The sequence below is a fragment of the uncultured Williamsia sp. genome (assembly GCF_947494875.1).
Taxonomy (GTDB): domain Bacteria; phylum Actinomycetota; class Actinomycetes; order Mycobacteriales; family Mycobacteriaceae; genus Williamsia_A.
This window is the reverse complement of sequence record NZ_CANLWM010000002.1, coordinates 67122-78038: the sequence shown is the minus strand read 5'-3', so window position 1 is coordinate 78038 and position 10917 is coordinate 67122. Positions and strand designations below refer to the sequence as shown.

Below are 10917 nucleotides of genomic sequence, written 5' to 3'. Positions count from 1 at the left end.
TCCGCAGGCATGCCCGTCGACGGCGGCCGTGCGCCCACCACCCACGGCGAACGGCGCCGCCTTGCCGGAGGCGAGCGTCGACGTCGCATCGGCGTCATGGGCGGCACCTTCGACCCCATCCACAACGGGCACCTCGTCGCGGCCAACGAGGTCGCCGACCGGTTCGACCTCGACGAGGTCGTCTTCGTGCCCACCGGGCGCCCGTGGCAGAAGACGGCCGAGGGCGACGGCCCGGCGGAACGGTCGGCGCGTCCGGTGAGTCCCGCCGAGGACCGGTACCTGATGACGGTGGTCGCGACCGCCGCCAACCCCCGGTTCTCGGTGAGCCGCGTCGACATCGAACGCGAGGGCAACACCTACACGGTGGACACCCTGCGCGACCTGCACCGGCTGCATCCCGACGCCGACCAGTTCTTCATCACCGGCGCCGACGCGCTCGCCTCGATCCTCACCTGGCACGACTGGGAGGAGCTGTTCTCGCTGGCGACGTTCGTCGGGGTCAGCCGCCCCGGCTACGAACTCGGTGCCGCGCACCTCGGTGCCCACCTGCAGAACCTGCCGCCGGACTCGCTGCACCTCATCGAGGTGCCGGCGCTGGCGATCTCGTCCACCGACTGCCGGGACCGGGCCCGCGACGGCAGGCCGATCTGGTACCTCGTCCCCGACGGGGTGGTGCAGTACATCAGCAAACGTCGTCTCTACCGCACGACGCCGGGACGCCGAGGGGTCTCCGGCCCATCGGCCCAGCGCGAACAGTCATCGCAGGACCCGGCGCACACCCCGCCGCTCACGACGAGAGGAACACCGTGACAGCGACACCCGAGGCGTTGGCCATGGCCGCGATCGCCGCCCACGCCGCGTCGGACAAGCTCGCCGACGACGTCGTGGTCATCGACGTGTCCGAGCAGCTCGTCATCACCGACCTGTTCGTCATCGCGTCGGCGAACAACGAGCGGCAGGTCGGCGCCATCGTCGACGAGGTCGAGGACAAGTTGCGCGAGGCCGGGCACAAGCCGCTGCGCCGTGAGGGCGCGCGGGAGGGCCGGTGGACGCTGCTCGACTACGCCGAGATCGTCGTCCACATCCAGCACAGCGACGAGCGCGAGTTCTATGCGCTGGAACGACTCTGGAAGGACTGCCCCGTCGTCGACCCCGAGACGCTGCGGTGAGATGTCCCGACTCCGGTGACAGCACGGTCGAGAGGATGACGCCGAGCGTGCGTCGCCTGATCCTGTTGCGCCACGGCCAGACCGAGTACAACGCGACGGGCCGGATGCAGGGTCAGCTCGACACCGACCTGTCAGATCTCGGTGTGCGACAGGCCGCCGGCGCCGCGGCGACGCTCGCCACCCGCTCGCCGCGGATGATCATCTCCTCGGATCTGCGCCGCGCCTACGACACCGCCGTCGCCCTCGCCGACGCGTGCGGCGGTGTGGTGACCACCGACCGGCGCCTGCGGGAGACCCACCTGGGGCAGTGGCAGGGGTTGTCGCACACCGAGGTCGACGACTGCACACCGGGTGCCCGGTCCACGTGGCGCGACGACGCCACCTGGCGCCCGCCGGGCGGCGAGAGCCGTGTCGACGTCGCGCAGCGCAGTACACCGCTGGTCGCCGAACTGGTCGACTCCGTGACGGGATGGGGAAGCGGACCCGACGCCGACAACCCGGTGGTGCTGGTCGCGCACGGCGGCGTGATCGCGGCGATGACCGCGTCGCTGCTCGGCCTCCCGGTGGAGTCGTGGCCGGTGTTCGGCGGCCTGGCCAACACGAGCTGGGTGCAGCTGAGCGGGCACGGCGACACGCCGACCTGGCGGCTCGACGTGTGGAACGCCTCCGCGGCGGACGCCGACGCCGCTGTCCAATGAGCGCCGACGGGCACCTGCTGGTGCTGTCGGACTCGCTGGCCTACTACGGGCCGGAGGGAGGACTGCCGGCCGACGATCCCCGCATCTGGCCCAATCTGCTCGGTGCCGCGGTGGGGTGCGAGGTCGAGCTGTTCGGCCGGATCGGGTGGACCACCCGGGACGTGTGGTGGGCACTGACCCAGGACCCGCGCATCTGGGCGGCGGTGCCGCGGGCGCAGGTGCTCGTGCTGGCGATCGGGGGCATGGACACCCTCCCGTCGCCGTTGCCCACCGCGCTGCGCGAGCAGATCCGCTACCTCCGCCCGGAGTGGCTGCGCCGGCGCGTCCGCGACGCGTACGGATGGGCGCAGGCCGCGTTCGCGCCGTTGGGGTGGCCGGTCGCACTGCCCGCCCGGGTGACCGTCGAGTACCTCGAGAAGATCCGCGGTGCGGTCGCGGTGATCCGACCGGACCTGCCGATCGTGCTGTGCCTGCCGTCCACCCACGACAGCGAGTACTACGCGCGGGTGCACACCGCCCGCGCCGGGCACACGGCGGCGATGCGTCGATGGGCCGACGACCACGCGATCGCGACGGCCGATTTCTACCCCGCGACCGCGCGGGCGTTCTCGGCCGGAGGCGAGCAGAACCCCGACGGCATCCACTGGGGGTTCGCCTGCCACCGCGATGTCGCCGACGAGGTCGCGCGCGCGGTGGCGCCCCTCGTCGCATCACCTAGGCTGGCGCGGTGACCGTCGTCGTGGTGACCGATTCCTCGGCACGGCTCCCCGCGCCGATACGGCAGCACTACGACATCCGGCAGGTGCCGCTGCACGTCCTGACCGGCGACACCGACCTCTCCGAGGGTGTCGACGAGATCGGCCCGGACGTCCTCGACCAGACCGGCACCACCACCTCCGGAGCGACGCCGGCCGACCTGTCCGCCGTGTTCGAGACGGCCGTCGCCGACAGCGACGGCGACGGCGTCGTGGCGGTCTCGATGAGCCGCAAGCTCAGTGGCACGTGGAGTTCGGCGCGGCTGGCGGCCGAGGCGTTCCCCGGCCGCGTCCGCGTCGTCGACACACGGTCGGTGGGACTGGCCGTCGGATTCGCCGCGGTCGCGGCCGCACAGGCGGCGCGGGCGGGCGGGGAGATGGACCGCGTGTACGAGTCGGCCATCCGCGCGGCGTCGACCAGCGAGACGCTCGTCTGCGTCGCCGATCTCGGTCGCCTCCGCGCGAGCGGCCGGATCGGTGCCGCCACACGACTTTTCGGCACCGCGCTGTCGATCAAGCCGGTGCTGCGCGTCGTGGACGGCAGCCTGGTGCTCGCCGAGCGGCAGCGCACGTTCTCCAAGGCACTCACCTCCATGGTGTCGACCGCTGTCGCCGCGGCCGACCGGCAGCCGACGACCGTCGGGATCGTGCACGCCGACGCCGTCGACGTCGCGGCCGACGTGCTGGAGCGGCTCACCGAGAAGCTGCGCGTGGTGACCTCGGCGGTCGTCACCGACCTCGGGCCGGTGCTCACCGCGCACACCGGTCGCGGTGCGGTCGGGGTCGTCGTCTGCCCGGGCCTCGACCCGATCGAGGGATACACCGTCACCTGATCGGCCGGGTCTCCCCAGGTCCACCGCGGTGCACAGGATCCCGGTCGTCGGAGTCGTCCAGGACGGGTCCGGTCGCCCTACCGCCCTAGCGCGTGCGGTCGCGGTGGGTGAGCACGGCGGACGCGTCCCGGTGGTGGTCACCGCACGGGCCGACGCCTGGGAGGGCCTGCTGCCCGGGCAGCACCTGCTGGCGGTCGTCACGGTGACGCCACCCCTGCGCCGGGACCTCACCGCGGCGGCGCTGCGGGCGACCGGCGCGCCGCGCGACGTCCGGGCACCCCCGGTGCACCAGCGGTGGGCCGCCGAGGTCCGTGACCGGCTCGCCACCGTCAGTCGGTCCGCGCTGCCCGCCCGCGAGTCGGGCCTGCTGCCCGGCATGGTCATCGGCGACACCTCCGGCCTCGACGACGATCTGTTCGAGGCCTTCCGGCGGTGTGGACTCACCCACCTGCTCGCGGTGTCCGGGGAAATGGCTCGATTGAGGGTGTCATCACAGGCAGGGTGTCGTCTGATCATACGAACGCTGCCCGGAAACGTCGTTCGACCTCGATAGATTGCTCTCATGACTCAACCGATGGGGTGGTTCCCCGATCCCGAAGGTGCCCCACGCGAGCGCTGGTGGGACGGCAACCAGTGGACGAGCGCGACCCGCAACCTGCAGGCCGGATCGCCGCCGCCGCAGCATCCGAAGAAGAAGCGCAGATGGGGGCTATGGATCGCGTCGTTCTTCGGTGTGGTGATCGTGGCAGTGGTGCTGCTGTCGATCTCTGGGTACTCCCGGACATCGCCGTCGGATCGACCGAGCGATGACCGCATCCTCACCGTCTGTCAGAACGCAGTCAAAGATGCGCTGAAGGATCCCGACTCGGCGCAGTTCCGCGACGGCCGGATCACTTCCTCAACGGGCAAGACCTGGAAGGTCGAAGGTGAGGTCAACGCCCGCAACAGCTTCGGGGGCTACAACGGCTACACGGGCTACACCTGTGATGCGAAGGACGAGGGATCGCAGATCAGCGCAGAAGCCAGGCTGACCAACGACAACTAGTCGTGTCGTAGGCGGGCGCTACCGTCGGCACAGCGTGACCGAGAGGGAAGCCCGCGAACGCAGAGAAGCGCCCCACCCTGTGACCTCCAGGGTGGGGCGGTTTCGTGTCTACGACGAACGGGGGCGTTCGTCCGATAGCTTTCTCCGCACGTTCTCGAGTGCGACACCGATGCCGATGCTCGGTGAAACTACAGCGAACCGATGCAGTTCTTCGATGAACCGAACCAGCTCGCGTTCGGCGTCTGACACGTCTCTCAGCCGGTCGTGCCACTTGATGTATTCGTCGAGGTTGTGCCACGGGTCGTCGGTGAAATTCGCCTCGGCCATGGGCTGAGGCTACGACGTCGTAGGCTGGCGCTCACTCGTCGCGGGCCGAGGAGGTCCCGTGTCGCCGTGGATCGAGTGGAAGCCGCCTGCGTGCCCGGCGTGCGGGGCGGACTGGCGCCGGCCGCCATCCCACCTTGTCGGGTGGAGCAACCAGCGCGCGGCTCCGTGCCAGGACTGGGTCTGCCGGTCGTGTGACGCGGTCACCGCCGCCGACGACATCGCGACCGCGCCGCGATCGCTGAAGCGTCAGTCCGGCGGCGGGCCGACGAGGTAGCGGTACAGCAGGAAGGTGAACGCGGCGATCATGGCCGCGGTGCCCCAGGCGTCAAGGATGCTCACCCTCATTGGACGCAGCGCGGTCGGCGGCGGTTCCACTGAGAGCGCTCATGCAGACTCGTTATGAGGATCTACCGGCTCGTGCGACGAGAACATCGAACAGATTGGCTGACATATGGGGTTGTTCAAGAGCGGAGAAGCGGTTGTGCTCGACGATCTGAAGAAAGTCGAGGAAGCCGGCCACACGGTCTTCGCCGCTGAGCTGTACGGAACACTGCGCGTTTCTTCGACTCATGGCATGCCCGAATGGTCCGAGATCATCTCTGCGGTCGAAGCACGCGGGTGGGTGCTGACGAACTGGAGCGTCTCGTCTGATGAGAAGGGGCGATCGAACGCCTACCCTCTGTTTCGCCGCCGGACATCTTCGGCCGAGGGCTCATAGTCCGCGTTATGGGCGGATCCTCAGACGGGCCCGTACAGCCAGCCGCCGCGGCCGCGCTTCACCGCCCGTTCGTGAAGGCCGCGTGCGATCCGCTCGCGGGCGCCACGGGTGATGTTGCTGGGAAACCACACCGATACATGGAATGGCCCGTTCCCGCCCAAATTTTCGTCGTCGTACGCAGGCAGCTCCGCCACGTCGTGCGCCTCCTGGCTGGTGATCGCCCAGGTGCCGGCAGACTGCAAGGGGATAGCTACGTGCGCTTCGTGGGCGCCCTGAGCTGTGATCTCCTGTCGACGGGTGGACAGGTTCACCTTGTTCTCGGGAACGAAGTTCGATACGCCCGGCTGCCCGGCTTTCATCTTGAGCGGGTGGATCTGACGGAACAGCAGTTTGTCGCACGGGTCGATGAGCGTTCCGACCGGCGAGGGGCTAGCCAACGACGCCGCTAACGTAGAAGTCGATGACGGTGTTGATGTCCACCCGCTCGGCCTCGAACTCGAAGTCGTCATCGGGAGTCGGGCCGATGGAGCACAGGAACATACCGCCACCGGGCTCTAGCTCCACCACGTAATTGGTATCACCGCGGTCCCACTCCATGCGGATCCCGCCGCTCGGCGTGGGCATGGGCTCTAGGTCCGCCGACGGGGCCGACAGGCGTGAGACGAGGTAGCGGTAGGCCTCCAATATTGGGGGGCCGACGTGGCTGCTACCGGGCCCGTCCCAACCGTCCTGCAGACGCGAGATCGCGTCCAGTTTTGACAACACGACCTCCCTCGCTGTCGTGGTGCGCTCGATCGGCGGCGACCCGTTCGACCTCGCTGTTGCGAGCAACTCGATTGTTCCGGACACGCCGACCGCGCGAGTTGACAAATGGTACGTCGTTTGTGTGGGTCGCGTGTACGCGTCGACTACAGGGCGAGGACGGTCTAGGAGAGCGTCTAGTACTCCTTTGAGCACGTACGACTGGGGTATCAGCCCGGCCGCAATACTCAGCGCCAGCTTGGACGAAGTCACTGACCCGGCAGGGTCCCGAGCATGCGACCCATCGATTCCCAAATCTCGATCGCACGGGTCCTGCTAACAACGAACGATCCGCGCGTGGTGACGGGAACCCCACCTTCGGCCTCGTATTGGGCTATGCCCTGCTCGACCGCGTCGTCCGTCATCCAGAGCGGCGGGCCGATGTGCCCGAACATTAGGTACACAAGCTCCGGGTTGCCTTGGTCGAACGTGATGGCGACCTGGTTGATGACCTGGGGGTCGAACGAAAAATCGCCCGGCCAGGAGGCGGGCAATGCCGCTCGCACGCTTCCAGTCGATTGCGGGTCTGCTTGGGTCACGGCCACATAGTGACAGACGGGCTGACGAACGGGGGCGTTCCGCAGTTCCGGATCCGCTGTTCACACGACATATCGGGCATGTCGCACGGATGACCGGTAGATTGTTCGGATGCCATCTCGGGGAAACGACGCGATTGGGGGCGTAATTACATCGAACTGTCGTCTGATCGTACGAACGGCTGGTTGGAATTTCGTCCGACCTGGGTAGATTGCCCGCATGCAAACACGGTCGCGTACCGCGCGAATTGCACTGGGGCTGGCCGTCGCGGCTATGTTCGCGCTCGTTCTGGGCGCGTGCTCGGCCGACCCGCCCTCGAGCGACCTGGTGCCGTCTTCGTCCGCGTCTGCGTCATCATCGGCGCCGAGCGCGACGTCGTCGCCACCTCCGCCGCCTTCGATCGCGACGACAACCCCTGCGGCCGTCGCGCCCGAGACGACCGTCGAGCAGACCGCTGAGGCGTCGTGCACACCTCCGCCGGGCATCCGGCCAGATTGGGACAAGGACTGCGACGGGCAGATCGACGCCGACGCGCCGGTGGGCGACGTCGGCTGTGACACGACGGAGTGCCTTCTCGACCAATACGGCCAAGGCGCCAAGCAGGGCAGTCCCGCCACACAGTGTGCGGCCGGCGAGGTGCGAAATGATGGCGGCGGCACCTACTCAACGTGTGTGAACGGGCAATGGAACCACATCGAACCGACATTCGATCCGAACTCGGGCGACGGGTACGGGCCCAATCAGCCTCTACCGCCGTTATGCGTGCGGTTCCCCGACCAGTACACCTGCTGACGTCTCGGTAGCGTCGCGAGCGGGAGGGAAGCTCTGCGAACGCAGAGAAGCGCCCCGACCTCTTATCTCGAGAGTGGGGCGCTTCCACCGGTGTGGGTCAGCTGCTTTCGCAGGCGACGCCGTCCTTGTTGCGGTCCAGCTTCAGCCGGTAGCCCGGCTCCCCGGCCAGAATCGGCGCAGCCCCAGCGGCCCTCGCCTCATCGCAGTTCGCGTAGAACGGCTCGCCTCCGCCCACCGCCGGTGCCGGTGGGGTGTACGCGGGGGCTGGCGCCGGGACGTATTCCCGTGTGGTGGGTGGCGATGTGTAGGCCGGGGCGGGTGTCGCGGTGGACGTGCGGGTCGGGCGAGGTGCTGCGGACGAGGTGGTCGGCGCCGGCGGGGGAGTGGCGCCGCACGACGTGAGTACGCGGACCATGGCGTCTTTCTCGGCCTGGGTGACCCACAGCTTGTAGAGGGCCTTCACGTCGATCTGTCGCGACACGTATGTGCAGCGGTAGGAGGTGTTCGGCACGAGCCATGTGGCGGCGTCGCCGTCGCCCTTCTTCTGGTTGGTCGGGCCGTCGGTGGCCTGCAGGTTGCGCGGGTCGTTGGCGAAGTCGCGACGCTGCTCGGCTGAGAGCTGCTGTGCGCCCTTCTGCCATGCGTCGGACAGGGCGACGACGTGGTCAATCTGCACGGCGGACGAACTCGACTCCCCGCGGGTGAACGCGATCGTCTTGCCGGTGTAGGGGTCCGCCAGCGTGCCCGAGGTGACGGCGCAACCCTTCGAGCCCGGCTTCACCTTGGTGGCGGTGAGGTCGCGACGCAGGATGTCGTTGCGGGTGTCGCAGCCGTTGTGGCCGGACTCGACGTTGACGTCGTCGGTCCAGGCCTGGCCGAACTGCGCGCGGTCGTAGCCGGTCTTCGGTGCACGCCCCTTGACCGCGAGCGCGTTCAGCTTCGCGAGGGCGGCATTCGCGGGCGCGGCGTTCTCAACCTTGTCGGCGACGGGGGCCACGGCGAGCGGCTTCTCGGGTGTCGGCGACGGCGCCGCACTCGACGTCGTCGTAGCCGCCGATGCGGAGGTCGGCGCAGTGGACTTATCGGCCGCCTGGGTGGGGGTGTCCTTCTGCTCCTTCGGCGCGACGAGGCCGATGATCACAAACAGCACGATTACCACTGCCACGATGTACGGCCACTTCGGACGCTTCTTCGGCGGCCGGATCCAGGCCGGCAAGTCGCCGGGACGGTCGAAGTTGAACCCGGACAGATCTGGCGGCGGCGTAGACATGCGCGTGGAGTCTCTCGAGCGAAGGAATGGCCTCGCGGATCCGGGCGCCGAACACTTGTATATGAAGCGGCACCGACAGCGTTACGCACTCTTTACTTATCGCAGGGCGTGTCTGTGGTCGTTCGTAGGGTGGTACTCACTCCTCGCGGGCCGAGGAGGTCCCGTGTCGCCGTGGATCGAGTGGAAGCCGCCCGCGTGCCCGGCGTGCGGGGCGGACTGGCGCCGACCGCGATCGCATCTCGTCGGGTGGAGCAACCAGCGGCCCGACCCGTGCCGCCACTGGGTCTGCCGGACGTGCGACGCGGTCACCGCCGCCGACGACATCCCTACCGCGCCGCGCTCACTGCGTCGTCAGTCCGGTGGCGGGCCGACGAGGTAGCGGTACAGCAGGAAAGCGAACGCGGCGATCATGGCCGCGGTGCCCCAGGCGTCGAGGATGCTCACACCCATTGGACGCGGACACTGGCGAGCCGGTTCCGGGGTGTTCGATGTGGTGTTGACGCGAGGATGGACATCGGTATACCGTTGGCCATCCTCGATGCTGCGCGTGCGTGGGACGCGCCAGCGGTCGAGGTAGCCGATCTGGCAGTCGGCGGCCTCCCGGGAACGGGTTGCAGTCTGTTTCTGGGAGACGAACAGAAGGAGGCAACGTGCCTCCGGACGCAACTGGAAGAGAAGGACACACGAAGTGACTACATCGAAGAACGGGGGTGAGCGCGATGGGGGCTAGCACGTTGAGGGGACTGCTGGAAGAGCGTTCTCCCCTGAATCTGGTTGTCCAGGGCAAGGTCACCGCAGAGGAGATGGCGGAGATCGATCGGGCGCTCGCGTTGCTCGCAGACCGGAAGGTGAAGACGTCGAAGTCTGCCTTCGTCCGCGCGGCGACGCTGTCGGCTGCCCGGGGGCTGCTGGAGGACGCCGACTAGGCGCCCCACAGAGTTGCGGACGTGTCCCATCCGCGTCCAGGTCTTCGAACGACGTCGACCTGTAACAGGGACAGCACGAGGAGCCATGAACGATCACCCGGTTCCGAATGACCATGACGACGATGACGGGAAGGACATCGACCGCGAGGAGCTGGAGCAGATGCTGGACGCCCACCGGGCGGAGTGGCGAAACTTCGGTGAGCAGCTGAGGAAAGATCTGAAAGGCCGTGTGGTGCAGGGGCTTGTGACCGGCAGCAGCCATGCTGTTGTGAGTTTCGCGCTTGCGCAACTGTGGCTCTGGTATTTCAAGTAGTTCGAGTAACGGCGCACGTGAGGCACTGTGACGAAGGCCCTCCCCCGGGGAAGTGGGGAGGGTTCCTTCGTGTCCCGTGGCCGGACGGCGGCGCGCGCTCGAACTCCGCGTTATGGGCGGGCGGCCCGTCATCGGGAACACTGTCTGTCATGACCAACGCGGACTTGCACCGGGAGATCGTCGATCGTCTCGCCGACCTCGTCACGGACATCATCGTGGACCCGTCGCACGTGGAACCCCAGAAGGTCGACTGGTTCCTCGGGCAGGACGCAAAGCTTCTGAACCGTGCGGTGACCAACTATGCGGCCAGCGCTTACCGGGAGATCTGTCGCATCGTGGGCGGCAACCCCGCCGACAGCCGTCTGCAGACCGCAATGCTTGTTCCGCTGACGCCTATCCAACTGATCTCGACCGTGCCGCCGCTCACCGATCAGGCCCTCCGCGATCTTCACAGCGAGTGCGAGCAACCCAAGAACACCACGGAGCCGCTGGAGATTCACCTCAGCTACGAATTCGCAGCTTCCGCGTCCGCACTAGTGCTGAATGGGGCGGTGCCGTTGCTCGTCGATCTCGTCGTGAAGCTGTTGAACCTGCAACCCATTGTCCGAGAGGGTATGAACTCACGTCCGTTTGATCCGCGTGCGGCTGGATCGCAACTACAGGACGCTCAGGCCGCCGTCCTCGACCACATGCGAGCTCGGCTGCACGAGCAGGAGTAAGTCGACGCCGCCTG

At 67.9% G+C, this 10917-nt stretch carries 17 protein-coding genes; 12 read left to right on the top strand and 5 right to left on the bottom strand.

Features of this window, described 5'->3' with window-relative positions:
- Positions 1-9 precede the first annotated feature (9 nt).
- From nadD to Q1A98_RS05675, 7 genes are all read left to right on the top strand, one after another.
- Positions 10-810: a nicotinate-nucleotide adenylyltransferase gene (gene nadD, locus Q1A98_RS05705; protein WP_299570757.1), complete on the top strand. Its 801-nt coding sequence runs from the start codon at positions 10-12 to the stop codon at positions 808-810.
- Complete coding sequence (rsfS, locus tag Q1A98_RS05700) at positions 807-1169, top strand: ribosome silencing factor (RefSeq protein WP_299570755.1); 363 nt, start codon at positions 807-809, stop codon at positions 1167-1169. The genes nadD and rsfS overlap by 4 nt, the downstream gene beginning before the upstream one ends.
- Before the next feature lie 35 nt (positions 1170-1204).
- Entirely contained in the window at positions 1205-1867 is a 663-nt protein-coding gene (locus tag Q1A98_RS05695) for a histidine phosphatase family protein (protein WP_299570752.1), read from the top strand.
- Positions 1864-2598 carry a diglucosylglycerate octanoyltransferase gene (octT, locus tag Q1A98_RS05690; RefSeq protein WP_299570749.1) on the top strand — a complete coding sequence of 245 codons (735 nt, stop codon included), beginning with the start codon at positions 1864-1866 and terminating at the stop codon, positions 2596-2598. The genes Q1A98_RS05695 and octT overlap by 4 nt, the downstream gene beginning before the upstream one ends.
- Complete coding sequence (locus Q1A98_RS05685) at positions 2595-3455, top strand: DegV family protein (protein WP_299570747.1); 861 nt, start codon at positions 2595-2597, stop codon at positions 3453-3455. The genes octT and Q1A98_RS05685 overlap by 4 nt, the downstream gene beginning before the upstream one ends.
- Before the next feature lie 103 nt (positions 3456-3558).
- A complete protein-coding gene (locus tag Q1A98_RS05680) occupies positions 3559-4008 on the top strand; it encodes a ComEC/Rec2 family competence protein (protein WP_299570745.1) in 450 nt (149 codons plus the stop codon).
- A gap of 9 nt (positions 4009-4017) precedes the next feature.
- A complete protein-coding gene (locus Q1A98_RS05675) occupies positions 4018-4500 on the top strand; it encodes a DUF2510 domain-containing protein (protein ID WP_299570742.1) in 483 nt (160 codons plus the stop codon).
- Positions 4501-4608: 108 nt separating this feature from the next.
- On the opposite strand, the gene Q1A98_RS05670 is transcribed toward Q1A98_RS05675, so the two are convergent.
- Positions 4609-4827 (bottom strand): hypothetical protein, encoded by a 219-nt coding sequence (locus Q1A98_RS05670; RefSeq protein ID WP_299570739.1) that lies wholly within the window; start codon positions 4825-4827, stop codon positions 4609-4611.
- 481 nt (positions 4828-5308) lie between these two features.
- Between Q1A98_RS05670 and Q1A98_RS05665 the strand changes: the two genes are divergently transcribed.
- Entirely contained in the window at positions 5309-5545 is a 237-nt protein-coding gene (locus Q1A98_RS05665) for a hypothetical protein (RefSeq protein ID WP_299570736.1), read from the top strand.
- Positions 5546-5565: 20 nt separating this feature from the next.
- Here Q1A98_RS05665 and Q1A98_RS05660 read toward each other — a convergent pair whose 3' ends face one another.
- The 3 genes from Q1A98_RS05660 to Q1A98_RS05650 all read right to left on the bottom strand — a co-directional run bounded on the left by Q1A98_RS05660 (position 5566) and on the right by Q1A98_RS05650 (position 6885).
- Positions 5566-5982: a hypothetical protein gene (locus Q1A98_RS05660; RefSeq protein ID WP_299570733.1), complete on the bottom strand. Its 417-nt coding sequence runs from the start codon at positions 5980-5982 to the stop codon at positions 5566-5568.
- The gene (locus tag Q1A98_RS05655; protein ID WP_299570730.1) at positions 5975-6394 is read right to left on the bottom strand and encodes a hypothetical protein; all 420 of its coding nucleotides are present in this window, start codon (positions 6392-6394) and stop codon (positions 5975-5977) included. Before Q1A98_RS05655 ends, Q1A98_RS05660 begins: the two co-directional genes overlap by 8 nt.
- 161 nt (positions 6395-6555) lie before the next feature.
- Complete coding sequence (locus tag Q1A98_RS05650) at positions 6556-6885, bottom strand: hypothetical protein (protein ID WP_299570727.1); 330 nt, start codon at positions 6883-6885, stop codon at positions 6556-6558.
- Between the two features lie 217 nt (positions 6886-7102).
- Between Q1A98_RS05650 and Q1A98_RS05645 the strand changes: the two genes are divergently transcribed.
- The gene (locus Q1A98_RS05645) at positions 7103-7675 is read left to right on the top strand and encodes a hypothetical protein (protein ID WP_299570726.1); all 573 of its coding nucleotides are present in this window, start codon (positions 7103-7105) and stop codon (positions 7673-7675) included.
- A 97-nt stretch (positions 7676-7772) separates the two neighbouring features.
- On the opposite strand, the gene Q1A98_RS05640 is transcribed toward Q1A98_RS05645, so the two are convergent.
- Positions 7773-8891, bottom strand: coding sequence for a DUF1524 domain-containing protein (locus tag Q1A98_RS05640; RefSeq protein ID WP_299570725.1), 1119 nt, complete (start codon positions 8889-8891; stop codon positions 7773-7775).
- A 773-nt stretch (positions 8892-9664) separates the two neighbouring features.
- On the opposite strand from Q1A98_RS05640, the gene Q1A98_RS05635 reads away from it, so the two are divergent.
- From Q1A98_RS05635 to Q1A98_RS05625, 3 genes are all read left to right on the top strand, one after another.
- Positions 9665-9871: a hypothetical protein gene (locus Q1A98_RS05635; RefSeq protein WP_299570722.1), complete on the top strand. Its 207-nt coding sequence runs from the start codon at positions 9665-9667 to the stop codon at positions 9869-9871.
- Positions 9872-9956: 85 nt separating this feature from the next.
- The gene (locus Q1A98_RS05630; RefSeq protein ID WP_299570720.1) at positions 9957-10184 is read left to right on the top strand and encodes a hypothetical protein; all 228 of its coding nucleotides are present in this window, start codon (positions 9957-9959) and stop codon (positions 10182-10184) included.
- Positions 10185-10333: 149 nt separating this feature from the next.
- Positions 10334-10903, top strand: coding sequence for a hypothetical protein (locus Q1A98_RS05625; protein WP_299570718.1), 570 nt, complete (start codon positions 10334-10336; stop codon positions 10901-10903).
- The last annotated feature ends 14 nt before the right edge of the window (positions 10904-10917 follow it).